This window comes from Kitasatospora sp. NPDC038210 (assembly GCF_055600605.1).
On the sequence record NZ_JBVJYK010000001.1, the window covers coordinates 600,425 to 626,371 of the forward strand.

At 72.2% G+C, this 25,947-nt stretch carries 17 protein-coding genes and 1 pseudogene; 8 read left to right on the forward strand and 10 right to left on the reverse strand.

The features are described from left to right. Positions 1 to 27: 27 nt before the first annotated feature. The 3 genes from ACZ7KX_RS02360 (at position 28) to ACZ7KX_RS02370 (ending at position 6,135) form a co-directional block, all read left to right on the forward strand. On the forward strand, positions 28 to 2,991 hold the full coding sequence (locus ACZ7KX_RS02360; protein ID WP_470324865.1) for an ATP-binding protein: 2,964 nt from the start codon (positions 28 to 30) through the stop codon (positions 2,989 to 2,991). A gap of 62 nt (positions 2,992 to 3,053) precedes the next feature. After that, positions 3,054 to 6,008, forward strand: coding sequence for a type 2 lanthipeptide synthetase LanM family protein (locus ACZ7KX_RS02365; RefSeq protein ID WP_470324866.1), 2,955 nt, complete (start codon positions 3,054 to 3,056; stop codon positions 6,006 to 6,008). Next, complete coding sequence (locus ACZ7KX_RS02370; RefSeq protein WP_470324867.1) at positions 5,935 to 6,135, forward strand: hypothetical protein; 201 nt, start codon at positions 5,935 to 5,937, stop codon at positions 6,133 to 6,135. The genes ACZ7KX_RS02365 and ACZ7KX_RS02370 overlap by 74 nt, the downstream gene beginning before the upstream one ends. 213 nt (positions 6,136 to 6,348) lie before the next feature. Here the strand turns inward: ACZ7KX_RS02370 and ACZ7KX_RS02375 are convergent. The 8 genes and pseudogenes from ACZ7KX_RS02375 to ACZ7KX_RS02410 all read right to left on the reverse strand — a co-directional run. Continuing rightward, positions 6,349 to 6,546: pseudogene (locus tag ACZ7KX_RS02375) on the reverse strand (isochorismatase family protein); the annotation flags it as partial. 64 nt (positions 6,547 to 6,610) lie between these two features. Next, positions 6,611 to 7,567: an AraC-like ligand-binding domain-containing protein gene (locus ACZ7KX_RS02380; protein WP_470324868.1), complete on the reverse strand. Its 957-nt coding sequence runs from the start codon at positions 7,565 to 7,567 to the stop codon at positions 6,611 to 6,613. A gap of 121 nt (positions 7,568 to 7,688) precedes the next feature. Then, positions 7,689 to 8,507, reverse strand: a complete 819-nt coding sequence (locus tag ACZ7KX_RS02385) for a carbohydrate ABC transporter permease (RefSeq protein WP_470324869.1) — start codon at positions 8,505 to 8,507, stop codon at positions 7,689 to 7,691. A gap of 11 nt (positions 8,508 to 8,518) precedes the next feature. Continuing rightward, entirely contained in the window at positions 8,519 to 9,442 is a 924-nt protein-coding gene (locus ACZ7KX_RS02390; RefSeq protein WP_470324870.1) for a carbohydrate ABC transporter permease, read from the reverse strand. Then, on the reverse strand, positions 9,414 to 10,667 hold the full coding sequence (locus tag ACZ7KX_RS02395) for an ABC transporter substrate-binding protein (RefSeq protein ID WP_470324871.1): 1,254 nt from the start codon (positions 10,665 to 10,667) through the stop codon (positions 9,414 to 9,416). Before ACZ7KX_RS02395 ends, ACZ7KX_RS02390 begins: the two co-directional genes overlap by 29 nt. 108 nt (positions 10,668 to 10,775) lie before the next feature. Continuing rightward, the gene (locus tag ACZ7KX_RS02400) at positions 10,776 to 11,510 is read right to left on the reverse strand and encodes an alpha/beta fold hydrolase (RefSeq protein WP_470324872.1); all 735 of its coding nucleotides are present in this window, start codon (positions 11,508 to 11,510) and stop codon (positions 10,776 to 10,778) included. 103 nt (positions 11,511 to 11,613) lie between these two features. Then, a complete protein-coding gene (locus ACZ7KX_RS02405; RefSeq protein ID WP_470324873.1) occupies positions 11,614 to 14,361 on the reverse strand; it encodes a helix-turn-helix transcriptional regulator in 2,748 nt (915 codons plus the stop codon). A 466-nt stretch (positions 14,362 to 14,827) separates the two neighbouring features. Next, on the reverse strand, positions 14,828 to 15,190 hold the full coding sequence (locus ACZ7KX_RS02410) for a hypothetical protein (RefSeq protein WP_470324874.1): 363 nt from the start codon (positions 15,188 to 15,190) through the stop codon (positions 14,828 to 14,830). On the opposite strand from ACZ7KX_RS02410, the gene ACZ7KX_RS02415 reads away from it, so the two are divergent. The 4 genes from ACZ7KX_RS02415 (at position 15,189) to ACZ7KX_RS02430 (ending at position 20,072) form a co-directional block, all read left to right on the forward strand. Continuing rightward, positions 15,189 to 16,052: a helix-turn-helix domain-containing protein gene (locus ACZ7KX_RS02415; RefSeq protein ID WP_470324875.1), complete on the forward strand. Its 864-nt coding sequence runs from the start codon at positions 15,189 to 15,191 to the stop codon at positions 16,050 to 16,052. The two genes, ACZ7KX_RS02410 and ACZ7KX_RS02415, sit on opposite strands and share 2 nt — an antisense overlap. Before the next feature lie 370 nt (positions 16,053 to 16,422). Continuing rightward, positions 16,423 to 17,478, forward strand: coding sequence for an alpha/beta hydrolase (locus ACZ7KX_RS02420; protein ID WP_470324876.1), 1,056 nt, complete (start codon positions 16,423 to 16,425; stop codon positions 17,476 to 17,478). 785 nt (positions 17,479 to 18,263) lie between these two features. Beyond that, a complete protein-coding gene (locus tag ACZ7KX_RS02425) occupies positions 18,264 to 18,866 on the forward strand; it encodes a hypothetical protein (protein ID WP_470324877.1) in 603 nt (200 codons plus the stop codon). Positions 18,867 to 19,649: 783 nt separating this feature from the next. Beyond that, the gene (locus ACZ7KX_RS02430) at positions 19,650 to 20,072 is read left to right on the forward strand and encodes an Hsp20/alpha crystallin family protein (RefSeq protein WP_470324878.1); all 423 of its coding nucleotides are present in this window, start codon (positions 19,650 to 19,652) and stop codon (positions 20,070 to 20,072) included. Between the two features lie 116 nt (positions 20,073 to 20,188). Here the strand turns inward: ACZ7KX_RS02430 and ACZ7KX_RS02435 are convergent, their stop codons facing one another. After that, positions 20,189 to 20,629, reverse strand: coding sequence for a CBS domain-containing protein (locus tag ACZ7KX_RS02435; RefSeq protein ID WP_470324879.1), 441 nt, complete (start codon positions 20,627 to 20,629; stop codon positions 20,189 to 20,191). A gap of 299 nt (positions 20,630 to 20,928) precedes the next feature. Between ACZ7KX_RS02435 and ACZ7KX_RS02440 the strand changes: the two genes are divergently transcribed. Continuing rightward, positions 20,929 to 21,801 carry a universal stress protein gene (locus ACZ7KX_RS02440; RefSeq protein ID WP_470324880.1) on the forward strand — a complete coding sequence of 291 codons (873 nt, stop codon included), beginning with the start codon at positions 20,929 to 20,931 and terminating at the stop codon, positions 21,799 to 21,801. A gap of 462 nt (positions 21,802 to 22,263) precedes the next feature. On the opposite strand, the gene ACZ7KX_RS02445 is transcribed toward ACZ7KX_RS02440, so the two are convergent. After that, positions 22,264 to 25,302 (reverse strand): patatin-like phospholipase family protein, encoded by a 3,039-nt coding sequence (locus tag ACZ7KX_RS02445; protein WP_470325093.1) that lies wholly within the window; start codon positions 25,300 to 25,302, stop codon positions 22,264 to 22,266. Positions 25,303 to 25,947 lie beyond the last annotated feature (645 nt).

Consider the following 25,947-nt stretch of genomic DNA (forward strand, 5'->3'; position numbering starts at 1 on the left):
TCGGATCGGCAGACCGGAGGGGGCACGATGACGGAACCGCGCGTGGACCGGTTCAGCGGACTCGTCGGACGCGAGGACGAACTCGCCCTGCTGGACCGCGCACTGCAGGACGCGCGGAAGTCGGTGGGTGGCACGGTGTGCGTGACCGGAGAGCCGGGGATCGGGAAGACCAGGCTGGCCGGCGAGGCGATCACGCTGGCCCGGGAGGCCGGGATGACCGTGCTCAAGGGCCGCTGCATCGCCACCGGCCCGGCCGTGCCGTACCGGTCGCTCACCGAGGCACTGCTGTCACTCGCCCGGGCCGGTGGCGCGCCGCCCACCGACGCGCTCGGACCGTACCTGCCCGTGCTCGGCCGTCTGGTACCCGAGTGGGCGATCGGGGACGCCTGCGACCGGTCGCCGATCGTGCTGGCCGAGGCCGTGCTCCGGCTGGCCGCCGCCTGCGGCCGGGAGCGCGGCTGCCTGCTCGTCATCGACGACCTGCACGAAGCGGACGTCGAGACGCTGGCGGTCCTGGAGTACCTGGCGGCCAACCTGGCCCTGCTGCCGGTCGCCGTCGTCGCCACCCTGCGGGACACGCCCGGCGCCGCCCACGCGCTCGCGGACACGCTGGCCCAGCGGGGGGAAGCCGGCCTGGTGAGACTCGGCCGGCTCGGTGCAGCGCAGGTGCACGCGCTGACCGCGAGCTGTCTCGGCTGCCCGCCGGACGAGCTGCCGGTGGCGGTGTCCGACCGGGTGCTCGCCGACAGCAGCGGAATCCCTTTCACCGCCGTCGAGTTGATCCGCGGCATGCGCGCCGAGGGCCGGCTCGTCCGCACCGAGGACTGCTGGCAGCTGGTCGGCACCAGCCGCGCGGCCATCCCGTTCACCCTGGTCCGGGCGGTCGAGCAGCGGGCGGAGCGGCTCGGACCGCAGACGCTCCAGCTGCTGTCGGCCGCCGCAGTGCTGGGCCGCAGCTTCCCGCTGTCGGTGGCGCGGCGCTGCGCCGCACCGGACGACCACGAGCCCGCCGCCTCGCTGCGCTCCGCCGTCGTCGACGGCCTGCTGGTGCCGGACGACGAGCGTGGGCCCGACTGGTACGCCTTCGAACATCCGCTGACCCAGGAGGCGTTGCTCGACCGGCTCACGCCGGCCGACCGGGCCGAGCTCGCCGCCCGGGCCGTGGCGGCCATGAACGAGCTCGACCCGAGCCTGCCCGGCACCTGGTGCCTGCTGGCCGCGCGGCTGCACGGGCAGGCGGGGGACCGCCGCACCGCCGCCGTCCGCTACCTGGAGGTGGCCCGCCGTGCCCTGGCCGGCCACGGGCCCGGAACGGCGATCGCCGTGCTGCACGAAGCCCGGTCGGCCTTGGGGCCCGTCGACGGATCGGACATCCATCTGCCCGACGACGCCGTACCGGCCGGCGTGCGACGGGAGTTGCTGGAGACCCTGCTGCTCGCCCTGGCGGACGACGGCAGGCTCGACCGGGCCACCGAGGTGGCGCAGCAACTGCGCCGGGCCGATGTCGAGGCCGATCCGGGACGCCGGGTCGAGCTGCACGTGCGGCTGGCCTGGGCGGCGCAGGTGGCCGGGCAATGGGACGTGGGACTGGAACAGGTCCGCGCGGCCCGGGAGCTGCTGCCCGAGGGGGCGAGTGCGCGAGACACCGCGGGCATCGATGTGGTCGAGGCCTACCTGGTGGTGTCGACAGCGGAGCAGGGGCGGATCGGCCGCAGCGAGCAACTGGCCCGCCGGGCGATCGAGGGCGCGGAACAGCGCGGTGACCACGCACTGGCCTGCCAGGCGTGGTACGCGATGGGTTTCGCGACCCGTGGGCGCTCCCTGGCCGAATCCGACCAGTGCTTCCGCCGCACGCTGCGGATGGCCGCCGAGAGCCGCCAGGTGAGCTGGCACAACCACGGGCTGATCGGCCTGGGCAGCAACGCCTGGCTCGCCGAGGCCGACCTGGACGGGCTGCACCACGCCCACCAGGAGGCGATGCGCACCGGTTGCGTGAGCCTGGCGCACAACGTCGGGGCGATGCTGGCGCTCGACGCGGTGCTGCGAGCCGACTTCGACCGGGCCACGGCCCTGCTGGACGGCTCCAGGGCCGAGACCGAGCGACTGAAGCTGCACTCGGTGACCCGGTACGCCCTGATGGTGGGTGCGGTGGCCGCCGCCCACCGGGCCCGCAGGCCCCAACTGCGGGCGGCACTCGCCCGGTTCCGGAACAGCGGTGGGAACGAGTCGCGGGAGGCACCGCTCGTGCTCGGCCTGGCCGAGCTGTTCTGCGCGCTGCTGGAGGAGGACCACGAGCAGGCGGCGGAGCTGGCCGCGCGACTGGCCGTCGCCGTCCCGCCGGACGAGGAGAACTACTTCCACCTCGCCGGCAGCCACGGGCTGGTCCTGCTGCTGTCCGTGCTGGCCGGGCGATCCGACTGGGCGGAGGTCGAACGGATCGCCGCGAGTCAGGCGGGCCGGATGCGGTGGAACCGGCAGTTCGTCGGCTTGGCCCGGGCGGTCCTGTACGGTCGGGAAGGTCGCCCGGCCGAGGCGGTGGCGGCGTGTCGCGGTGCGCAGGCCGACGCGGTGGTCTTCCCGACGGCTCGTCACCTCGGCCTGCGTCTGGTCGCTGACGCCGCAGTCGTCGACGGATGGGGGGAAGTCCGCGACTGGTTGACCGAGGCCGAGACGTACTTCCACCACGCGGGTGCCGACGCCATCGCCGTCGCGTGCCGCTCCCGGCTGCGTTCGCTGGGCGCTCCGGTCGGGCAGCGCCGCACCGGCACGGATCGGATTCCGGCCGAACTCGTCGCGCTCGGCGTCACCATGCGCGAGTACGACGTCTTCTGCCTGCTGGTCGAACGCGTCGGCAACAAGGCCGTGGCCGCCCGGCTGCAGATCTCTCCCCGGACGGTCGAGAAACACGTCGCCAGTCTGATCGGCAAGACGAACTCCGCCACCCGCGCCCAGCTGTGCGATTTCGTGGCGGACTTCCTCGCCGCACGGTAGGCCCGCCGGGAATCCGGCCCGCCACTCTGTCAGAGATGGTGATGGTGTGTCAGAGTAGTGGAGTGACAGTGCAGGCGACTCGGTCGGTTCCGCTGCCTGCGGCGTCCGGCGCCTGGTGGCTGCCCGCACTGTCGTCGGCCGAGCGCGATGCCCTGCCGCCCGGACGGACGCCGCGCTGGGCCGCGTTGGTGGAACAGGCGCTGCGGTGCGCCGACCCGGCGCCCGGCGGGCGGATCCGCCCGCTCCCCGGGGCGGGTCCCGAGGGCCGACTGCTGCATCCGCTGCGGCCGTTCCTGCGGACCACCTCCGGCCACTTCGCGGCGGCGAACCCCGCCGCGGTGGAGCGGCGAGTGGTGTGGGCCGGTGCACGGCGCCACCTGGCCGGCGGCTTGGTCCGGCTGGCCGGACGCACACTGGTACAGGAGTTGGGACACGCGCGCCGGGCGGGAACCCTGACCGGGCAGGACGGGCGGGAGCGGTTCGACACGTTCCTGAGCGAGGTCGCCGCCGGGCCGGCCCTGGGCGCGGTGCTGCACCGTCATCCCGTGCTGGCCCGGCTGCTGGCCGAACGGTGCATGCGCACCGTGGCCACGGCCACCGAACTGCTGGAGCGGCTCCACGCGGACCGGGAGCAGCTCACCGCCGGCCTGCTCGACGGCGAGCCCGGTCGGCTGACCCGGGTCCGCTTCGGACTGGGGGACCCGCATTCGGCGGGCCGGTCCGTCGCCGTGCTGGAGTTCGACGGCGGGCGGCGCCTGGTGTACAAGCCGCGCCCGCTCGGTCTGCACGCCCGGTGGAACGAACTGCTCGCCTGGTTCGGCCGACGCCGGCCCCGACTGGCGGCGCGAGCCGTTCGGGTGCTGCCGCAGGCGGGGTACGGCTGGGCCGAGTACGTCGCGCCGAGCCCATGCCGGTCCCAAGCCGAAGTCGGGCGGTTCTACGAGCGGCTCGGCGCCCAGCTCGCGCTGCTGCACGCGGTGAACGCGGTCGACATCCATGCCGAGAACCTCATCGCCGCGCGCGACCAGCCGGTCGTGGTGGACGTGGAGACGCTGTTCCATCCGTGCTGGGTGCCCGTCACCGACGGCGGCGCCGATCCGGCCGCCCGGGCGCTCGCCGCGTCCGTGCAGCGGACCATGGTGCTGCCGAACCCGTGCTTCGGCGACAGCGGTTCACTCGACCTCTCGGCACTCGGTGGCCAGGCCGACCAGTGGACGCCGGACCCGATGCCCGGGTGGGCGGACGCGGGCACCGACCTGATGCGGCTGGTCCGCCGCCCGGTCCGCTGGCCGGGTGCCGACAACCGTCCGGTGCTGGCCGGGAGACCCGCCGATCCGGCCGACCACCTCGACCGGCTGCTGTGCGGATTCCGCGCCGGCTACCGGATGATTGCCGCACATTCCCATGAACTGCTCGGTGAACAGGGGCTGTTGTCTCGTTTTGCGGGTGAGGCGATGCGTCTGGTCGCGCGGCCCAGTCAGAGCTATGCGACGCTGCTCGCCGAGGCGACCGAGCCGGAGCTGCTGCGCGACCGCTCCGGTCGGGAGCGGGCCTTCGCCGCACTGCACGACGAGACCGGCTACCCGCACCTGCACGGGCTGGCGCCCCACGAACTCACCGACCTGCTCGCCGGCGACATCCCGTTCTTCACCATGACCCCCGCGGACCGCACCCCGCGGACCTGGGACGGTCGCGAACTCCCGTTGCTGCTCGATGAATCCGGGCTGACGGCCGCCACCAGGACGATCCGGGGGATGTCGGAGGGCGACCTCGACCGGCAGGCATGGCTGATCCGCGCCTCCCTGGCGGCCGCCGGACGGCGGTCTCCGGGCCGCCATGGTCCGGGCCGCCATGGTCCGGGGCGCCCTGCTGCCGAATCCCGGGACGCCTACGACGGTGACCTGGGTGCCCGGGCGCTGGAGCTCGCACGAGGGATCGGGGAGGACCTGCTCGCCCGGGTTTGTCGGGGCGAGGGCCGGGTGAACTGGCTCGGGCTGCAGGAGGCCGGGCCGGGACAGTGGGCGGTGTTGCCGATGGGCATGGCGCTCGGCGACGGCTACACCGGCCCGGCGCTGTTCCTCGCCGAGCTGGGCCGGCTCACCGGGGCGGTCCGCTATCAGGAGGCCGCCGACCAGGCCGTCCGCGTCCTCCCCCGGCTCCTGAGGCTCTTGGCGGAGCACCCCGAACTCGCGCGTGCCGTGGGGCCGGGCGGCTTCTCCGGGCTCGGCGGCATCAGCTACGCCACCGCCCGGCTCGCCACCCTGCTGGACTCCGCGGAGCTGAGCGCCGCCCTGCCCGCCGGCCTCGCCGCACTTCACACGGCCGCCGTCGACCCGGCAGCCCCCATGGACATCGCCGACGGCCTGGCCGGTGCCCTGCTCGCGGCCGAGGCCGTGCACACTCAGACGCGGCTGCCGGCGGCTGCCGAACTCGCCCGAACCGTCAGGACCTTGGCGGGCCATCGGCCCCGTCCCGAGCGGCCCGGATTCCTCTACGGCCACGAGGGCGTCGCGTGGGCCCTGAGGGAGCGAGCGGCGGTGGACCTGGCGGACGCCGACGGCCCCGGCCGGTGCCCGGACCGGGTCGGCCGGGTGCTGCGCGCCCGCACGGCGGACCAGCACCTCGCTCTGCTCGCCGACCGCGTGCCGACGCCGGGCCACTCGCTCCGCCACGGTGAACTCGGTCTGCTGGAACCACTGGTGGAGCCGGTGCCGACCTCTGCCGGCCGGCGCCGTACGGCCGCTCGACTGATGCGGTCCGTCGAACAGCAAGGCGCCCGTTGCGGCACCCCCGGTGAGGTGCCCACACCCGGCCTGCTGGCCGGACTGGCCGGCATCGGCTACGGCCTGCTGCGGCTCGGCTTCGGCCCCAGGATCCCCTCGGTGCTGCTGTTGCGACCAGCAGCAGGACCGGGGCCCGTCGAACAAGAGGGAGGGCATCACCATGATGGACGGCGAACTGCTCGACAGAGTGGACAACGAGCTGCAGGAGACCGACGAGCGTCGCACGGCGGCTGACCACGCGGCCCGCCAGGCCCGGCTGCGGGTGGCGATCCTCGCCGGCCTGACCGTCGGCGCGGCTGCCGTGGTCGCACTGGGCCAGGCGGATCCGAACACAAGCACCGTCGCGAGCATCGTCATCTGAGACCTGAGACAGCGTCATTGTCCGAGTCAGGTGGTGGGCCCGCCCTCGGGCGGCCCCACCACCGAGCAGGCTGTCTGACGTTGTGGCGCCGGTTCGGGCAGTGGTTGGTTCGCGTGTGCCGGACACGCACGGGGAGGCGTCTTCACCTCGCACGTGCCCGCGATCGGCGCGGCGACGGACCACCACAAGACCACGAAGCCGTCGTGGTGCGGTTCAGCCGAGGACGACGGGGTGGCCGGTGAGGTGGACGCCGGCCTGGCGTAGTTCGTGGAGGGCCGCGGTGGTGGTGTCAGTGGCGACGCCGGCGGTGTGGTCGAGTAGGACGCGGACGGTGAAGCCGGCTCGTGCGCCATCGAGGGCGGTGGCCTTGACGCAGTGGTCGGTGGCGATGCCGACGACGTCGACATGGGTACTGGCACTGACTTCGGCATGGCCGGGCCCGCCCGGGGCGGAGGTGCCGAGGGCGGGCGGAGGGTCATCGCGTGGGACTGCCGCCGACCTGCCAGTCCCTCGGCGTCATGCCGTAGGCCGCACGGAAGGCCCGGCTGAAGTGGCTGGAGTTGGCGAAGCCCCAGCGGCGGGCGATTCCCGCCACCCCGAGTTCCGCGGCCATCGGGCGGAGGAGGTCTCGGCTGCACCGTTCCAGCCGCTGGGTCCGGATCCACCCGCCCACCGTGGTGCCATCGAGCTGGAAGAGCTTGTGGAGGAAGCGGACCGACATGAAGTTCGCCTCCGCGATCGTGGACGGCGACAGGTCCGGATCGCGGAGGTTGCGCAGGATGTGCTCCTTGACCCGCTCCAGCGAGGCTGCGCTCCGGGAGGCCTGCGGCCGGGAGCGCCCGGACCGGTCGTCGACCAGCAGCGCCAGCAGGTCGAGCGCGGTGGCCGCGGCCCGACGGCCGACGGCCTCGTCCAGCCCGTCCGCCTCGCGCGCCATCTGCGAGAGGTAGGTCGCCACCAGTGCGGCGCTGCCCTCGGCCCCGCTGAACGAGGTCGCGGTCAGCGCCCGAAGGTCCCGCTCCGGGACGTCCAACTCCGCGCGGGGGAAAAGGAAGGAAGTGAAGACGAACCCCTCGTCCATCCTCTTCCGGAAGACCCGGGAGGTGTCGGTGATGGAGAACTCGCCCGGCCGGATGGCCGACTCCCTGCCGTCCTGCTCCTTGAGCGAGGTGCCACGCTCCTGCAGGGTGAGGATCAGCGACGGCGGGCCGTCCTCGGCGATCATGCGCCGGCTGCGCGTCGCCACCTGGGGCCCCGCCTGGACCCTCGATATCCGCACCGGGCCGAGTTGCTGGCAGACGATAGCCCCGGGCGACGGCACCTCCTCCAGGAAGTCCACTGCCATCGGCACGTAGGCGTGGGACACCGCCTCGTACCAGCTCTCGGCCCGGTCGGAGGCGGACAGTCGCGCGGTGGAGAGAGATGCGGGCACCGGGTTCCCCTCGGGTCGGTCGGCCGACGGTGGTCCCGTCCACCGCCGTGCCTTCCGGACGACCATGCCAGCGGGCCCGGGGCGGGGCATCGCGTGAACCTACTAGATCGCGACGTGACCCTCACCTGACGGCCGCACCGGTGGCGGCGCTGGTGACGTGGCGCTGGGCGACGACGAGCAGGACGGCGGCGGGCAGCGACGCCAGGACGGCCGTGGCCATCAAGGCGTTCCACTGGTTGGTGTGGGCGCCGAGGTACTGGTAGACGCCCAGGGTGATCGGCCGGACGGTGTCCGTGGTGGTCAGGGTGAGGGCGAAGAGGAAGTCGCTCCAGGCGAAGAGGAAGGAGAAGACACCGGCCGTGACCAACGCGTTCCGGCTCAACGGGAGCACCACGGAGCGGAAGACGCGCAGCCGGCCCGCGCCGTCCACCCGCGCGGCCTCGATGATCTCCTCGGGGATGCTCCGCATGAACGAGTGCAGGATGACGATCGCGAAGGGGATGCCGGCGGTGGAGTCGGCGAGGATCAGCCCGAGGTGGGAGTTCAGGAGTCCCAGGTCGTTGTAGGCACCGTAGAGCGCGTTGGCCACTACGATGCCCGGCACCATCTGGGTGGTCAGGATGCCGAGGAGCACGACGTTGGTGCCGCGCAGGCGGAACCGGGCCAGCGCGTGTGCCGCCGGCGCGGCGAGTGCCAGGCTGAGCACCGCGCTGCCGAGGGCCACCACGAGGCTGGTGACGAGGTTGCGCCCCTGGTCGCGCAGCGCGGTGGCGTACCCGCTGAGGTCCGGATGGAGCGGGAACCACTCTCCGCGCAGGGTGTTGCCGGCCGGCTGGAGGGAGGCGTTCACCATCCAGTAGACGGGGAACAGCATCAGTGCGAGCAGGACGGTCCCGACGAGGGTGGACATCAGGCCGCCGCGGCCGGGTGGGCGCTTCACGGGATCGCCTTTCAGACGGTCCGGGCGCGTCGGTCGGCGCGCAGATGGAGGACGGCGAACGCCAGCGACAAGACGATGAGCAGGTTGCTCATCGCGGCGCCGCGCCCGAAGTCGAACTGCCGGAAGGACAGTTCGTAGGACTGGGTGGCGATGGTCTCGGTGGCGTCGGCGGGTCCTCCGCCCGTGACCACCAGGATGACGTCCAGCACCTTGAGGGTGTAGACCACGCCCAGCACGAGCACGACGCTCACCACCGGCCGCAGCAGTGGCCAGGTGATGTGGCGGAACGAGGCCAGCGGGCCGGCGCCGTCCAGCTTCGCCGCCTCGTACAGGTTCGGGGGGATGTCCTGCAGACCGCCGTACAGGATCGCGGTGTTGAAGGGGACGCCGACCCAGATGTTGACCAGGACCACCGACAGCAGCGCCTGGGAGGTGCCGGTGAGCCAGGGGACACCGGACCACCCGAGGTGGAGGCCGCGCAGCACCGCGTTGACGACCCCGGTGTCGGGGTCGAGCATCCACTTCCAGGTGGTTCCGGAGGCGACCAGCGGCAGTAGCCACGGCAGCAGCAGGAGCGAGCGCAGCACGCCGTTCAGCGGGAAGCGGCGGCGGAAGAACAGGGCGAAGGCCAGGCCGACGGCGAACTGCCCCAGGACCGAGCCGGCCGTGAACACGGCCGTGGTCAGCAGGGTCCGGGGGAAGCGGCTCGACGAGAGGACCGCCGCGTAGTTCCGCAGCCCCACGAACGGGGAGTCACCGGTGTAGAAGGTCGTGACGGTGTACCGCTGGAAACTCATCACGACGTTCTCGACGATCGGGTAGCCGAAGAACAGCAGCAGGTACGCGGCGGCGGGCGCGACGAACAGCCACCGCGCCCATCGCTCCCCGCGCCGATCCGGCAACGGGTCAGCGGCCGGTCGCGGTCTGCTGTGCATGGCTGAGGGCTTCCTCCGGTGTCTGCTCACCCGTCAGCGCGGACTGGATCGCGGTGTAGATCCCCGTCGCCGCCGTGGGCCACTCGACGCCGAGCTCGCTGGTACGGGCGCGCGCCGCCGCCACGCTCTGGGCGAAGGCAGCCATCGAAGGGTCCTCCTCGGCGTGCTGGGCGGCCACCGAGGTGCGGGAGGGCACGGTGTGGTGCTCCTGGGCCAGGGTGAGCATGTTCGAGGGGGAGTTCAGGCAGGCGAGAACCCGGGCGGCCTTCTCCTGCCGGGCCTTGGAAGGGTTCTGCGGGACCGCCCACACCTCGCCGCCGAGCGGGGTGACCGGGCTCTGTCCCAGCCGGGGGACGGGCACGGGGGCCACTCCCCAGTGCAGGTTCGCGTCCTGGTTCAGGGCTGGGATGCGCCACGGGCCGTTGATCATCATGGCTGTCCGTCCGGCGACGAACTGGTCGTGGACGTCGGCCTGCGTCCAGTTCAGCACCGACTTCGACATGGATCCGCTCTTGACCAGGTCGACCCAGAGCCGGAGCGCCTGTGCGGCCTGGGGGGTGTCCAACTGCCGCTCGTCGCCGCCGTTGGACCACAGGAAGGGCAGGAACTGCCAGGTGCCTTCGAAGGTGGCGTTCGCGTCGACCGCCATGCCGTAGCGCCCGGGACGGGTCAACGCGGCTGCGGTCGACTTCAGTTCGTCCCAGGTCCTCGGGACGGCGACGCCGGCCTCGGCGAGCATGTCCTTGTTGTAGATCAGGGCGACGGTGCTGACGTTGGGGGCCAGTCCGTACACCTTGCCCTGGTAGGTGCCCGCCGACAGGATGCCCTGGGCGAAGCCGTCGGCGTCGATGCCGAAGCCGTCCAGCGGGGTCAGCGCGCCGGTCCGGGCGATCTGCTGCAGGTCGGGATTGTCGAGCATCAGCAGGTCGGGGAGGGTTCGAGAGGACGCCTGCTGCAGGACCTTGGGGACGAGGGACGCCCCCGGGACGCTCGTCTGCTCGACCCGAACCCCGACCGTCCGGCCGCACGCGGTGAGCAGGTCGCCCCACTGGGTGTGCTCGGATTCGTCGGTGTAGTAGTCGAGCGCGGTGATGGTGGTGACCTCGCCCTCGGCCGGCCCGGAACCGGTGCTGTGACCGCACCCGGTGGCGGCCGGCACCAGGAGGAGGATCCCGGTCAGGAGGGCGGCGGTCCGCCGAGCCGACGATCTGGCCGGTGAGGTCATGCTGGTGCCTTTGTGGGGTGACTGGGTGACTGGGGCGGGTCGTGCGAAGGGGGTGGACTCCAGGGTGCCGTTCACCGGACCAACCGGACTCTTCCGTTCGAACGCATATTAAACACCCCCGGGAGTACCCATGGCGTGCCCGGTGGCCTCCCGGATCATCGCCACCACGGCGTCGGGCCGCGACAGCGGAACGGCGTGCGAAGCGTCCAGCACGTACTCGGTGGCCGCCATGCGTTGGGCCATGAAGCGCTGGGCGGCGGGGTTGAGCATTCGGTCGGCGGTCGCGATGGCGTACCAGGACGGCTTGGACGCCCAGGCCGGCGAGCCCGACCTGTCGGTCAGCGCGCCGCAGGCGATCGGGCGTTGCGCCGCGGACAGCGCCTGCTCGACCGCCGGTGGCAGGTCGTCGGCGTACACCTCGCGGAACCGTTCCGCACGGATGTACACCTCGCTGTCGGGGCCGGAGAGGGCCGTGGTGATGGTGGCGGCGGCCAGCGGGGAAGGGGCGAAGCGGTCGGTGATGTCCAGCACGCACTCGCCGGCGTCGAGGCCGAACGCGGCGACGTAGCACAGGGCCACCACCTGGTCGGCGTCGCCGGCCGCGTGGGTGATCACCGCGCCGCCGTAGCCGTGGCCGACCAGGACGACGGGGGTGCCGAGGTCCCGCACCAGGCTCCTGACGCACGCGGCGTCATGCTCCAGGCCGCGCAGCGGGTTCGCCGGGGCGTGCACCGTCACTTCGGCAGCGTGCAGCAGGCCGATGACCCCCGCCCAGGACGAGGCGTCGGTGAACGCCCCGTGCACCAGGACGACGGTCGGCGGAACGGGGGTGGGGCTGTGCATGCCGGTGACCTTCGACTGGGCGGGGGAGACGGGGACAGCGATGACCCAGCCAAGCGTGTCCGGCCGCCGCGGGGCATCGCGTGAACGTACCAACGCGCCCCGCTCAACCCCCGGGCAGGGAGGCGACCAGGTTGGCGAGCTGGACCCGGGAGCCGATCGACAGCTTGCGGAAGACGGATGTCAGGTGGGTGTTGACGGTGTGCGGGGACACCACGAGCACATCGGCGGCCGACCGGTTGGTGTGGCCCTGGGCGATGAGGCGCGCGACCTTCTCCTCCGAGGCCGTGAGGGCGCCCCAGCCCTGGACGGGGCGCTGCACGGTCGCCACCCGGCGGCCGTGGGCTCCGGCGCGCTCCAGGGCGCGCTGGACACGTGCCGCCGCAGCGTGGCCGCCCGCCGCGGCGAACGCGCCCCGAGCGTGCGTCAGCGCGGTCACCGCCGCGCCGCGCCGCCCCGCGGCCAGCAGTGCCAGGCCGAGATCGGCGTGGGCGGCGGCCCGGGTCAGCGGGCGGGGGCTTGCCCCCAGCAGTTCCACGGCGTGTCCGAGCGCGGCGGGGTCGTTGCGTACGAGCCCGCGGGTCTGCGCCGCGATGCCGACGGCGGTCGGCACGGACGGGTTGCGTTCGGCGTGGGCCTCGGCCTGCGCGGCCAGGTCCTCGGCGAGTTGCTGCTCCCCGCCGCGCAGGGACATCCGGACCGCGGCGTCGACCCAGTCGCGCAGCAGCCGCCACCGCATGAAGGGTCCTTGCTGCTGCACCTGGCGGATCCGGTCGACGGCGAGTCCGGAGTCCCCGTCTGCCTCGGCGTGGACGGCCTCCAGGAAGCGCACCGCGGCCGTGGTGCCCGGGTTGGGTTTGACGGCCAGTCCCTCCCGGGCGGCGAGCAGGTGCTCCCGGGCCGCCTCCCGGTCGCCGCGCAGCAGGGCGATCCGGGAGCGGATCACCCGCCCGTTCACCTGCTGGACGGGCGCTCGCACCTCGTCCTCCAGGCGTTCCATGGTCACGAAGTCGGCCTCGGCGTCGTCGAGCCGGCCGAGCCCCAGGTCGTGCTGGCCCTGGGCCCACAGCAGCATCGCCAGACGCACCGCACCGCCCCGGTCCGCGGCCCTGAGGAGCAGGCGCTCACCGGAGGCGAAGTCGTCCATGTGCAGGTGTGCGACGACCTCCTCGGGGAGGAAGGCGGAGTCGATGGCGCTGAGCGCGGCGAAGCGCTCCAGCGCGACCGCGTTCTCCCCCGCGTTCTGTGCGATCTCGCCCAACCCGGACAGGGCCAGTACATGGGCCTCCCGGTCGCCGATCGCGGTGGCGGTCCGGAGCGCGGTCTCGCCGACCCCCCGCGCCGTGGCCAGGTCACGACCCCGGGACAGGGCAAGGGCGCGCAGGGCGGCCAGCCGTGCGCAGATCTCCGGGGCGGAGCCGCCCGCGGCGAGCGCGGCCTCGGCCCGGCGGCGCAGTTCGTCGGCGAGGTCCAGGGTCCACAGCGCGCCGCCCAGGGCGGACTGCAACCGGCCGAAGGTCTCCAGCGGCGGCCGGTCGGCCAACAGCCGGTCACCGGTCGCCAGCGCCTCGCGGTTCCGGCCGGCCCGGGTCAGGCAGAGGATCGTCTGCTCGCCCACCTCGAACTTCAACTTGCCCGCCGGCGGGGAAAGTTCGAGGGCGCGTAGCATCAGGTCGGCCGCCGGGCCCGGGGTGACGGCCAGCACCTCGTCGGCGGCTCGCCGCAGCAGTGCCACGGCCTCCTCGTCCCCGGGCACGGCGCCCCGGAGGATGTGCGGCACCGCGTCGATCGGATGCCGGCCCGCGGCGACCAGGCGGCGGGCGGCCTCCCGGTGCAGGACCTTTCGGGCAGACGGCGGGATGTCGGCGTAGACCGCCTGGCGCAGTAGGTCGTGCCGGAAGACCAGATGGTCGCCGTCGTCGTCCAGGAGCCCCGCACGAACCGCTTCCTCAAGCGCGGGGAACAGAGCGGCGGCCGGGCGGTCGCAGAGCGCCGCGGCGTCCTCGAAGCCGAACCGGCGCCCCAGCACCGCTCCCATCTGGAGGAAGCGCAGCGTGCCGGGCTGCAGCGATCGGAGCCTGCCGCGCACGCCGACCACGAGCCGGAAGGGCACGATGTCCTGCGAGGCGTCGACGGTCCGCAGTCCGGCCAGCATCTCGACCGCCAGGAACGGGTTCCCGCCGGCGCCGTCGAGAAGGTCCCGCACCCACGCGTCGACCGCCGATCCGATTGTGTCGTCGGCCAGTTGTCCGATGGCCGCGCCGGACAGCGGGCCCAGGGACACCGTGACCGTCGGAAGGTTGCCGGTGGCGGCGGCCACGATCTCCTCCGCCGGGCCCGCGGGCTCCCGGCGCCCGGTCAGCAGCCACAGGACCGGCGAGGTCCGCAATCGGGTCGGCAGCTGCTGCAGGGCGAACCGGCTCAGCGCGTCGGCCCACTGCACGTCGTCCAGACCGATCAGCACCGGCGCCTCGGCAGCCCTGGCCTCTATCGCCTCCGCCAGTCGCTCCACCAGCCAGATCCGCTGGTCGTGGTTGCGAGCGAGATCGGCGAGGTCGTCGTCGGACAGCAGCGGCCGGTCGCCGCGCAGGATGCTGGCGGCCAACGACGAGAACGGCACGAGGTGGTGCAGCTCATCGGCCTTGCCGAGGCCCACGGAGAACCCCGCCGTGCCGGCCCGGGAGACGGCCTCGGCGAGCAGGGTGGTCTTGCCGATGCCCGGTTCCCCCTGGATCAGGGCCAGCCCCCCGCTCCCGGTGCGGGCCACCGAGGCGATCAGCGCCTGGAGCTCTACGAGCTCGGCCTCCCGGCCGCGCAGGCCACGATGGGACAGTGGACCGCCTGACCCTGCCATTCGAGCTTCTTCCCGTCCGCCCACGCCTGCCGAAGCCGGGCTCCGTCCGTGCCGCTGTTCCCGGTTCCAGAGGGTACGCGGTGGGTGGTCGGCTGCTGCACCGCAGGTGGCGGCGGTCCGGCCGTCAGCCGGGGGCGAGGAGGATCCCGGTGACGGTGACCTCCGCGTGGGCTGCGAGGAATCGGGCAGCGGGTGGGTGGGCGCGGGGTCTCCTGGGTCGGTGTCGGAGCGGGTGTCGGCGCCGGTGCGCGCGGAGTGGGGCCGTGCGGGCGGCGAGGCGGTCCCGCCCCGGGCCCCGGGAGAGCCGTGGACCGGGGACGGCGGATCCGCCGTTCACGCTGGGGAGGGGGCGGCGGGGATGTTCCGGTGGTGCACGGCGACGTGACGGCCCGTGCACCTTCCCGGCCGTCGGTTCGGCCGGGAAGCGGGCCCTCCCGGCCGTGGCCGTGGTCGGGAAGCGGTGTGGTCAGGTGGCTTCGCCGATCAGCGTTGCTTCGGAGCCGGTATCCCGAACTTCATTGTCCTGCGTGCTTTTTGAGCTCCCGGGAAACGTGCCGGCGGGGTCTTCTCCGAGGAGTGGATGCCACTCGGGCTGAGCACCGTCCGGGTCGGGCGAAGCCGCCGGATCCTCGGTTTGTTGAATGTTTGTCCAGCCATTCCACTCCTTGTATGAATGGCGCCGGAAGGACGAAGGACTTCCCCTCCTGAACGCCCCGTTGCCGGTGGCGCCGCCGCTCAGCCGTGCGGCGAGCCACCCTCGCCAGCATCCGCACAGCACCACTTCCAACCGGTCGGAGCCTCCCGTGAGCCAGTCGGGTCCCTCACCCATGTCCGAAACCTCCCCGCTTGAAGGCACGGTCCACCCGCTTGACCAGGCCGTCCGCGAGGGCGGCAACGGCTGTATCGACATCCTCTCCCCGCCGCCCGGAACCGCTCCCGGGGACTGCCTCTACGTCGCCCTGCACGTCCACGGCGCGGCTTCCGTCCGGCGCGGCGGGGCCAGCACCGTGCTGGCCCCGGGAGACCTGCTGATCGACACCACCCCGCACCCGGCGGGCCTGTTGCAGGACTCCGAGTGCCGGATGGTCCTCTTCCGCGTCCCCTGCTTCTACCTGGGGGTCCGGCAGAGCGACGTCCGGCGCGCGGGCGGGCTGATGGCGCGGGGGAGCGAGGGGATCGGCTCGCTCGCCTCCCAGTTCCTCCGTACCCTCGCCGCCCAGGCGCCGGCCCACCGGGCCCGGCCGGGCAACCACCTCGCGCGCAGCGTCTCCGACGTCGTCGCCATCCTGGTGACCGAGCTGCTCGACCGGGAGAACCCGGAACACCTCACCGGTGCGGCCGAGATGCTGTCCCGGATCCGCGCCCACATCGAGCAGAACCTCGCCGATCCGGACCTCTCGCCCGAATCGATCGCCCGCTCCCAGCACATTTCGGTGCGCTACCTCCACAAGCTCTTCCAGCAGGACGGGATGACTGTGGGCCAGTGGGTGCGGCAGCGCCGGCTGGACGCCTGTCGCCGGGAGCTGGAGCGCCTGTCCCGTCAGCAGACCAGTGTGTCCGCCGTCGCGCACCGCTGGGGCTTCGTCAGCCACTCCCACTTCAGCCGGGCGTTCCGCGACGCCTTCGGCGTCTCGCCCCGCGAGTGGCAGGCCTACGCCACCCGGACCGAGGACCACAAGCCTGCCTCCTGATCCCTCCACCCGGTGCCATCCGAAAGGCTGCCATGCCCCCACACCAGGCCCACCGCCGTGCTCGTCCACGGCGGCTGTTCCAACGCGACCGGCTGGTTCGGTGTCTTCGCCGAACGCCACCGACGCGGCCTGACTCCCCGGCCCTCGCGAACCGGGTGGCGCAGGTGCTCGCCGTGCTCCAACGGTTCGTCGCGGAAGAGCCGTTCACCGGCTCACCGACTGTGGCGGACTGGGGCGCCAAGCCCCCCTGGGGCCGGGTGACGGGCGCCGGCCGGGTGCTGCTCCCGCCGATCCAACGCTCAACGGCACAGCGCGCCGGCGTCGGGCGAGGCCGGGCCGGCGTATCTCCCGGGCGAACAGAGCGCACCCGATGAGCGACGAAACGGTCGTCGCGGGGGCGGTCGGGGACACGCACCCCGAGTGCTGCCGGTCCGGGCAGGTCGGAAGCGGTGCGTGCGGTCGGCGACCGGTGCTGGAGCGGGTACTCGCGGAGTTCCTGGACGGCGAAGCCGGCCGGTCCGCGACGGAACTGCCGGACCTCGCCGTCCTCACCTCCGACGGCCGCTTTGATAGCGGGCCGGAGGAGTACGAGGACGATCCGTACGGCACCACGTCGGAGTGGCTCGCCCTGCCGTGCGGACCGACCGGGCGGGTGCGGGTCCAGGTGACCAGGCCCGTCGGCGGCGCCGAGCCGAGCCCGGTGGTGCTGTTCCTGCCCGGTCTGGGCTGGTCGATCGGGGACGCCGCCTGCTACGGCCCGTTGATCCGGGACTTCGCCCTGGGCACCGACGCCGCCGTCGTGTACGTGGAGTACGACCGGACGCCCGCCGCGCGCTACCCGATGGCCGTCGAGCAGTGCTACGCCGTGGCTCGCTGGATCCATGCGCACGGCCAGGAGGTCGGGCTGGAAGGGGACAGGATCGCCGCCGTCGGCGACTCCGCGGGGGCCAATCTGGTGGCGGCCCTGACGTTGCTCGCCCGGGAGCGCGGAGACGTACGGCTGGTGCACCAGGTGCTGCTGTGCCCGGTGACCGACGCGGACTTCGACACCGCCTCCTACCACCGGTTCGCGACCGGGTACTTCCTGCACCGCGACCACATGCGCCGGTTCTGGGACGACTACGTGCCGGAGCCGCACCGGCGGCGGGAGGCCGTCGCCGCGCCGCTGCGGGCGACCCTCGAACAGCTCGCCGGGCTCCCCCCGGCGCTGGTGGTCACCGCCGAGGCCGACGTGCTGCGGGACGAGGGCGAGGCCTACGCCGCCCGGCTCAGGTTGGCGGGCGTCCCGGTGGTGGCGACCCGCTACCAGGGGGTGCCGCACGGCTTTCTGTTGCTCGGCGCACGCTGCCCCACCGGCACAGCCCGGGCAGCGCTGCTGCAGGTCGTCGATGCCGTGCACATGGCGCTGCACCGCCGGTCCTGGTGAGGGCGGGCGGGTGCAGCTCCGGGTACGGGGGTGGCCTGCGCGGCGGTCACCGGTCGGTGTGGGTCTCCGCGACGTAGCCGCCCGGGAACCGGACCATCACGCTCTTCCGGCCGCCCGCGGGCCGACGTCCTCCTCGGCGAGGGCGGCCGGACCCAGGAGCTCACCGTCCTGGGCGACCCGGACCAGAACCTGGCCGTGATCACCAAGGACGGCCGCATCTAAGGACGGCCGCATCTACAAGAACACCCTCGAAAGGTCCCGCAGCCTCGGCCGGTGACGATCAGCGACCGGCCCTCCGACCACCACGGCGCCACTGAACTCCCTGATCCCCACGGAGTGCTGCACGCCACCGACCGGGCCTCGCTCGGCACCGCTCGCTTGACGGGAGGAAAGTCCCTCCCTGGTCCTGGCCAGCACGCGAATGGGACGATCGACAGGCTCGTCGGCCCGTCGGCTGGGACGCCTGCTTCGAGAAGATCGTGTCACCATCGTGTAACAGTCAGCGATGATCAAGGAGCGGCACAGGATCGGGCCCACCCGGCCGGGACCGCGCGGCGGAACCCCGGACGGGCATCGCTCCGGGTGAGAGGTTCGCCTGTTCGGCTCAGCGAGGACGACGGCCAGGAGACGGCGCCCGGAGACCTTCCTACCGTTGGACCCCGGGAGGCTGCATCCCCGCGGAGCCCGGCCGAGGACCACTCGCCCGTCGGCCACCGCTCGCGCCGAACCCGGCAGTCGACTTCCACCGTGACCACGCAGGGTCCGGGTCGAAGGAGATGAAGGACATGAACACCACGCGCACCGCCCCCACGCCCGCGACACCCGCACTGAACGGGTGCCGGACACCACGCCGCCGCCTTCGGGCACGGATCGGGCTCGCCGCGACCGCCACGGCCCTGTCGCTGCTGCCGATCGCCCCGTCCACCGCCAGCGCGGCACCCCACCTCCCGCTCACACAGATCGTGCGGGAGGCCAAGGTGAAGGCGCAGCAGGAGCACCCCGGCTCGCAGTTCTACGACGCGTACGCCGTCCTGCTGACACCCACGACCAACCCCGATGACGTCCAGGCCTGGTGGATCCGCTTCCGGGCCAAGGGCTCGGAGCCGTCCTTCGAGTACAGGTACTCGACCACCGGTCAGTACCAGAGCACGCAGCCGTGGAGCGTCCCGATCGGGATCCAGGCCATCTCCCCGTTCACCATGACGGAGGTCCAGGCCCACGATCTGGCCGTCAAGGCCGGGCACACCGGCGCGTTCAAGCCCCTGTACCTCAATGAGCCCGTCGTGCAGAACCCGCATCCCACCTACTACTTCTGCATTCCCAGCGAGGGCAGGACGGTGGCGGTGGACACCGTGACGGGCCACGTCACCACGCCGTGGTCGTGCTAGTGACAGTGACAGTGACCACGGTGTGAGCCCTGTTCGGTGGCCGTCACCCAGCGGGGGTGACGGCCACCGGCGGCCGGCGATCCTTGCCGTCCGCCCGCTCGGTGCCGCCGACCGGGCGGGCGACAAGGGCCGCCGGCCTGGAGCGCGAAGGGCCGGCTGCCGCCGGTCAGCCGGGCCCGGGTACGAGCGGGGGCCGCAGCGGCCAGCCTCCTCCACGTCCAGGCCCATCTCCGGGCGCACGTCGAGATCGAAGTAGACCGACAGGAAGGGACCCGGCGCGGCGAGCAGCTCGCGCAGGACCTCGGTGCCGATCTCGGTTCCGGTTGTCATAGGTGTCCTCCTCGGGCGGGACGAAGGCTCCCCGGGCCTCGGAGTCGGAAGCGACAGCGCAGGGCCGGCCCAGGCACAGAGCCCTTTGGGTCGGCCGCGCTCGCGACGTGCCGGGTCGGCGCGTCGCGAGGCCATCGGCGAACCGCCATGCAATCGACGCTAGTTCGGTCTACTCCCGGCCGCGATAGGCCACCGTGCCGCCCCTGGGCCCGCCCTGCCAAGGCCCGGTCGCACCCCAACCGACCGTCCATAGGGGGAACCTCCGGTGGCCGCGGTCAGTCTGGCGCGTGCCGTACGGCGTCGGCCGGATGAACGCCGACGTTAGGGAGCGATTCCGTGAATCGCCCCTTCCGGGCCGGACCCGTCGGCGTGCTGCGCCGGTGTCCGATCGCGGCCCGGTGGCGGACGCAGCACGATGGGAGGAGGTGTTCGAACGAGTGAGGAGGACCGGACATGGCCGGCGAGATGCTCCACAGGCGTGCGCACTGGTTGCCCCCGTTCGCGGACTGGTTCGAGGACTTCCCCATGGAACTGCGCATGCCGATGGGTGAGCACATGATCCGGGTGGAGGAGTCCGAGGAGGAAGGGGCCTACGTGGTCAAGGCCGAACTGCCGGGTATCGACCCCGCCAAGGACGTCGTGATCACCGTCGAGGGCGGTGTGCTGACCGTTCACGCGGAGCGCAGCGAGGAGAAGAAGGAGAAGCACCGCAGCGAGTTCCGCTACGGCTCCTTCACCCGCAGCATCCGGCTGCCCGAAGGCGTGCACGAGGAGGACATCACCGCGACCTATGACCAGGGCGTGCTGACGGTGAAGGCACCGATCGGCGCTGTGGAGAAGGCGGCCCGGAAGATCGAGATCACCGGCGGCTCCTAGCCAACCGGTGGCGAGGAGGGCACCGCTGAGGTGCGGTCGCGCGCCAGTGCCCCCTCAACCAGCTGGCCGGCGCTTTCGGCCGGTCTGCGGCAGGCTTCGACCGTCCGTTCCGCGCCTCAGTTGCTGCGACTTGCCGCGGCCAGGCGGCGGCGAGCGGTCCGCTCGATGTCGTCCATGGTGATGATGCCGACCAGCCGGCCGGCGTCGAGGACGAGGATCGGCGCTGGGGTGGCGATCCGGTCGAGGACCTCGACGAGATCGTCGCCGGGGGCGGCGAGAGCACGTCGGGAAAGGGGGGTGGCCACGTCCCGGGCGCGGAGTTGCGCTCTGTCGGGCGGCGGGCTCAGAGTGAGGCGGCGCAGGTCGACCAGCCCACTCGGGCGGCCCTCGAAGTCAACCAGCGGAATCGCAGTGTGGTGGGTCCGCGCGGTGACGTCGGCGAGGAAGCGCTCCACGGTGGTCCAGTCGGGTCCGGTGACCACGGGTGCCGACACCACGTTGGACACCCGCAGGCCCCGCAGCGCGCCCACCAGTGCGGCCGCGGCCGCGGACCACATGAACAGGCCGATGAGGACGAGCCAGAACCCGGAAGCCGCCCCGTTCAGCCGCTCCGCCGCTCCGCCGGCCGACGGCCGACAGCAGGACGAACCCGCGGGACCGCGCGGAATGCCGCGCACGCCAGCAGGGGGGTTGCCGTACGGCCCGGACACCGGGGCCCGTCCGGCCCTACGGGACGTGCCGGGGCGGGCGGACCCTGAGAGTGGAGGCGCCCCCGGAGGGAGCGGGGTTCAGCAGACCCGAACGGCACGATCGCCGGTCGGAAGGAACCGAAACGGCCTGATTCGGAGGCCCAGTCATGATCGAACCAGTCATCGTCGGTGTCGACGGCTCCGGGCGGAGCCTACGCGCCCTGGCGTGGGCCACCCACGAGGCGGCCCTGCGCGGGGCGGCATTGCGCGTCGTCCACGTGCTGCCAACCTGGGAGCACGATATCCCGTTCCACCCGCCCGGCACGTGGCTCAACGTCCGGGACCGTGCCGCCGACATCGTGGCCGAGGCCGCGACCATTGCGAGGGAGAGCCAGCCCGGTGTCGACGTGTCGCCGGAACTCATCATCGGACACCCTGCGGCCGTCTTCGTCGAACAGTCCAAGCGGGCGAGCGTGGTCGTGCTCGGCGCCCGCGGCGAGGGCGGGGTGAGCAACACCCTGATGGGCTCGGTGAGCCTGCAGGTCGCCGGGCACGCTGCGGCACCGGTCGTCGTCGTCGGCTACGTCAGTGGTGGGAACGACCGTGTCCTCGTCGGCACCGATGGGTCCCCGGTCTCGCTCGACGCGCTCACCTATGCTTTCGAGGAGGCCTCGCTCCGCCGTGCCGCAGTGCACGTCCTGCGGGCGTGGGGGCTGCCGACGCCACCCGACGACCGCACCGTGCCCGACCCCGAGCGGATCGCCGAGGAGTTTCGGCAAGATACGGAGCGCGATCTGGGCGAGCTGCGCGCCCGCCATCCGGGCGTCGACGTGTTGGTGGAGCTGGTGCGGGCGCGACCGAGCGTCGCACTGATCCGCGCCTCGGGGCGCGCGGACCTCGCTGTGGTGGGCTCGCGCGGCAAGGGCGGCTTCCACGGACTCGCCATCGGGTCCGTCAGTCACGCCCTCCTTCAGGACGCGGCATGCCCGGTCGCGGTCATCCGGCCCCGCTCGGCGACGCGCGGCGTGAAAGGATCATGAGAGCGCTCGTTGATCAGCGGTACGGCCGAGACGTCGTCGGGGTGGAACAGCCAGGCCATCGCGTTGAACGTGGTGTCGCACCGGGCGACTACGACGGCCCGTTGCGAGAGGTGCGGTGTTGAACGGGCCATCCCTTGGGCCGGCTGCGGCGAGGTCTCCGAAGACGCCTGACCAGCGATCAGATACCCGTCCGTCTGTGGCGGCGCGGTGCCGATTACGTGGACGCCCTGCCTCCCTACCGCAATGCCGGCGCCGCTCCCCTGCGCAGGGACGTCCCCGCCGCCCTGCAGACGCCGTTTCGCGAGTGGCTCTACGACGTCGTGCTGCGCCGCGGCGGGGAGGTGCGGAAGCGGGGCGCGATTCGCTGCGACCTGGTCCTGGTCACGGAAGACGGCTATGACCTGACGCCCGGCCGCGGCCGGGCCCGCGTGGCAGTTGGCAGGCCGGATCACCGGCAAGTGATCACTGTCCTCTGCCGGACCGCCAGTGGGCCCGGTGTGGTCTTGGCCACGACGGCGGATGGATCCTGGCCGTCCTACGCAAGGCGTTCATGGCCGCGATGGCCTCCTCGCCCACGTGCGACCCGAGGCTCGTGTAGGCGTTGAACTTGTCCGTGTCGAAGAACTGGTCACCGGTGGCGTCGTACGGGAACAGGTCGTGCTCGGCCGCGTAGCGCTTGATCCACCATGGCGTCAGGGGATCGAGAGTTGTCCTGCCGATGACGATCCGGCCGTGACCGCCCTCGCCGGGGTAGCGGAAGGTACCGGTGATTACAGGGGTGTCGGCGGTACGCGCGAGAACGGTGTCCCGCGTCGGATTCCCGTCTGGACCGTGCGGCGCGGCATGGTCGGGGTGGTCCAGCTCGATCGTGACGCCAAGCTCTTCGTAGGCCAGCGCGATCGACTCCGCCACAGACGCGGCGAACGCGCGCCGATCGCTGCTGGCGTCGAAGCAGTAGATCTCGTCACACCGGCGGCGGAACAGTTCGATCAGCCCGAGGAACTCGTAGTGGCCGCCGTCGGTCACGAAGATGAGGGGCCGCTCGCGGGAGTACACGCCGAAGATCTCCCGCAGCAGGTAGGACATGCGGCGCCGCTTCGGCACCGGGGGACACCACCAGAAGTGGCCCACCGTGAGGTAGGAAGGATTCACGATCCAGGTGCCGAGGCGTGCGTTGGCCAGGGCCAGCAGGACCTCGGCGGGGCGACTGTACTTCCCCATTGCGGACGAGAACGCCGCGCCGGACACCGCCATCGCCGTCTCCACGGTCAGGTCGCGGGAGAGGTGGGTGCCTCGGTCCTTGCAGTGGAGCTTGAGATAACTCCGCAGCTTGCCGACCCTGACCCAGCATCCACCGGAACCACCGACGTAGTCGCGCGAGAAGGTGAACGGGAGGGCGCGCCGGCCGGGGTGGATGTCTGCTGCGTCGCTGGAGTGCGCGGAGGCGCAGAAGATGACTTGCGGACGGTCCTCGGAGCTCTGGTAGGCATCCAGACCGGACCAGGCTGCATCGCTCGATTCATACCCGTCGGAGTGCCAGTTCTCGCCTTCGTGGGATGCCTTGCGCGCGGGCGGCCGGACGGCGAATGCCCGACCCAACTGCTTGCGGTAGAAGGGATGGAGGCCCAGATCGGTCTCGTCGACCAGCCAGTAGAGGAGGAGCAGGACACCGGTGAGGACCAGGGTGAAGACGACGTTGGACACCGGAGTGGTGAAGACGGGGGACCCACGCGTGTTGGCGATCTGACGTGACGGCGGAATCGGCGCTGTAGCGTACGCGCTGATGCCGAACACGGTGAGATAGACGCCTACGATCAGGACCAGACCGCCGTACACGGCGAGCCACTGCGCCATCCGTCGGCCGGACTCTCCGAGCCGTCGTGAGAGCTTCAGGTCCTCGTCCGTCTGACGCAGAGAGTTCCGGATCTCGGTCAGACGGCTTGTCCACAGACCGATCGCCGAAACCACAAGCCCCACGGTCCCCACGATTCCGCCCCTGACGGCCGTCGCGGGTCCGGGGTTGCCTTCCCTCCCCGGAAGGTGGAGGTGGACGATCCACTCGCTCCCCCAGACGACGACGGGCACGACTGCACCGGTGGCTACCAGCACTGCGGTGGCCCACATGAACCCCTCTGCCGTGTTGCTCAGCAGTGATCCCCATCGCTTGCGTTTGTCACTGAACGGGGGTCTTTCGCCGCGTACCCAGGTAGCGAGCACCCAGAGCAATCCGGCCACCGCAGCCAGCAGGGCGGCCGGGGCGATGAACCCCCATACCGGAGACCAAGGATGGTCGAAGTCGCCGTGGCGACCCGTCTCGTAGTAGAAGTGGCCGATCCAGCGGCCCGAGACGTAGGCCAGCGCACCGAGGAAGACCGCGGAAATCGTCGCGCCCCGAAGCACGACGAGGATGGCCATCAGCCACTCCCGCGGCGTTCGGGCCAGATAGCTGGCGTGGCAGCGCAGGTAGTCGAACTCGGGCGAGCCGGGCCCGAAGACGTCGTCGGGAGCGCCGGGCACTCCAGCGGCGTGGGCGATCGGCACACTCTGCGGGTGCGGCTCCGCCTTCGTGTCCTCGGCGTCGTCGGGAACGCGGGCATGGCGGGCGAACAGCAGCGCTCCGGCTGTGTACGCCCCGCCCGACACCGCCGTGAGGTACCGGGCCTTCCTCAGCTCATCCTTGCTCTGCAGAGCCTGCAGAGCTCCGAGCGCGAAGGTGGCCGACCGTATCCCGCCGCCGGACAGGCTGATTCCAGTCGTGCACTGACCGTCCCTGTTCGGGGAGTCTCCGGGCACCTCCGCGTTGTGTACCCAGTGCGCATTCTCCGTGCTCGCCGGGAGCGCGAAGGTCGACGCCAGCGGAGCAGGCCCGGCCTTCGGCGAGGTCGGCTCCTCCCTTTCGTCAACGCTGCGCCACGTCCAGGCGCTCCTGCCCTGTCTCGCTCGCGCACTCAGGACACGGCTTACAGCGGTACTCGCACCTCCGAGCGAGACCGTGATCGCCACTGGTACCAGCGAGTAGAGCAGGAAGGAGGTGAACTCGATCCACAGCGGCGAGGGGCCGAGGTCGCAGCGCGGCGGGATCGACCGGCACCGGATGAGCGAGAGTATCCATGACTGGACGCCGTGCACTGCTGCGAGGAGTACGAGTGCGACCGTTACCGCGCGGCACACGCGCCGCGAACAGTCCGTCACGGTCACCGCGGCCCCGATCACGCTCCCCGTCGCAACGAGTAAGCAGCCCGGGTAGACCATCCAGGCACCGAGGCCGCTGGCCGCGTCCGGCGTCCCACGCTCGAAAGCGCTCCTGAGTGCAGAGGGCCCGCCCAGTTCAGCTTTCAATAACGCGCTGGTGGTTACGGTGTGCCACACCAGCAGACCTACTCCACCGACCGTTAAGGGGCCGCAGACCAACGCCATCCACGGGTTGCGCTGCAGCCACAGCTCAAGACGGCCGAACCCCTGCGGCCGGTCGTTGTGCCCATGATGAGAAGTCATGCCCATCGCGATCACACCTCCGCCGCCGGCTGCGCCGACGAGGCTGAGCCGGCCAGTCCGTCCAGAGGGCATACGCGGTCTCTTTCCACGATAGGCGGCCCGCGAACGGCCACGCATCCCGCCGTTCCGGTGGACGGCGGCGAGGAGTTCCAGCCGTTCGCCGGTCGTGTACGCCGGTGGGGCCCCGTAGCCGCAGCAGGTAGCCTGGGTCGGTGGGCACGGGGCGGGCGGGAGCGTTCACGGTCAGCGGCCGAACGGGGTGAAGCTGAGGATCCAGCCCAGGGCACGGGCGGCGCCGAGTGCGCGTTCCCGTTCCGGGGCGGGGCGCGTCGTGTCGCGGAGGCCTTGATGGCCGCGCGCTCCTCCGCCGCGAGATCGCGGTCGGCCGGTGGGTAGTTGCTGGTGTGGCCGGTCACGGGAGCCGGGACGTCCGGGTCGAGGGCGGCCCACCGGTAGGCGGCGAGTCCTCCCTCCTGCTGCGCGGACGGGGAGCCGGCGTGCCGGGCGAGTTCTGCGGCTCCGGTCGCGACCTCCTGGCGGGAACGCGCGGCGATGAATGCTGTCGTCGGCTCACCGGACACAGCGTCACCTCGTCACACACGACGGAAAACGGGCAGCCCCGTCGCGGGGCCCTGAACCGAGTCGGCTTCG

Excerpts from the sequence above, each read along its gene's own strand:
- ACZ7KX_RS02445 (WP_470325093.1), bottom strand. The coding sequence starts at position 25,302 with ATGGGCATGACTTCTCATCATGGGCACAACGACCGGCCGCAGGGGTTC.
- ACZ7KX_RS02415 (WP_470324875.1), top strand. The coding sequence starts at position 15,189 with ATGTCCGAAACCTCCCCGCTTGAAGGCACGGTCCACCCGCTTGACCAG.
- ACZ7KX_RS02400 (WP_470324872.1), bottom strand. The coding sequence starts at position 11,510 with ATGCACAGCCCCACCCCCGTTCCGCCGACCGTCGTCCTGGTGCACGGG.
- ACZ7KX_RS02395 (WP_470324871.1), bottom strand. The coding sequence starts at position 10,667 with ATGACCTCACCGGCCAGATCGTCGGCTCGGCGGACCGCCGCCCTCCTG.
- ACZ7KX_RS02420 (WP_470324876.1), top strand. The coding sequence starts at position 16,423 with ATGAGCGACGAAACGGTCGTCGCGGGGGCGGTCGGGGACACGCACCCC.
- ACZ7KX_RS02440 (WP_470324880.1), top strand. The coding sequence starts at position 20,929 with ATGATCGAACCAGTCATCGTCGGTGTCGACGGCTCCGGGCGGAGCCTA.
- ACZ7KX_RS02405 (WP_470324873.1), bottom strand. The coding sequence starts at position 14,361 with ATGGCAGGGTCAGGCGGTCCACTGTCCCATCGTGGCCTGCGCGGCCGG.
- ACZ7KX_RS02360 (WP_470324865.1), top strand. The coding sequence starts at position 28 with ATGACGGAACCGCGCGTGGACCGGTTCAGCGGACTCGTCGGACGCGAG.
- ACZ7KX_RS02390 (WP_470324870.1), bottom strand. The coding sequence starts at position 9,442 with ATGCACAGCAGACCGCGACCGGCCGCTGACCCGTTGCCGGATCGGCGC.
- ACZ7KX_RS02370 (WP_470324867.1), top strand. The coding sequence starts at position 5,935 with ATGATGGACGGCGAACTGCTCGACAGAGTGGACAACGAGCTGCAGGAG.
- ACZ7KX_RS02430 (WP_470324878.1), top strand. The coding sequence starts at position 19,650 with ATGGCCGGCGAGATGCTCCACAGGCGTGCGCACTGGTTGCCCCCGTTC.
- ACZ7KX_RS02410 (WP_470324874.1), bottom strand. The coding sequence starts at position 15,190 with ATGGGTGAGGGACCCGACTGGCTCACGGGAGGCTCCGACCGGTTGGAA.
- ACZ7KX_RS02425 (WP_470324877.1), top strand. The coding sequence starts at position 18,264 with ATGAACACCACGCGCACCGCCCCCACGCCCGCGACACCCGCACTGAAC.
- ACZ7KX_RS02435 (WP_470324879.1), bottom strand. The coding sequence starts at position 20,629 with ATGTGGTCCGCGGCCGCGGCCGCACTGGTGGGCGCGCTGCGGGGCCTG.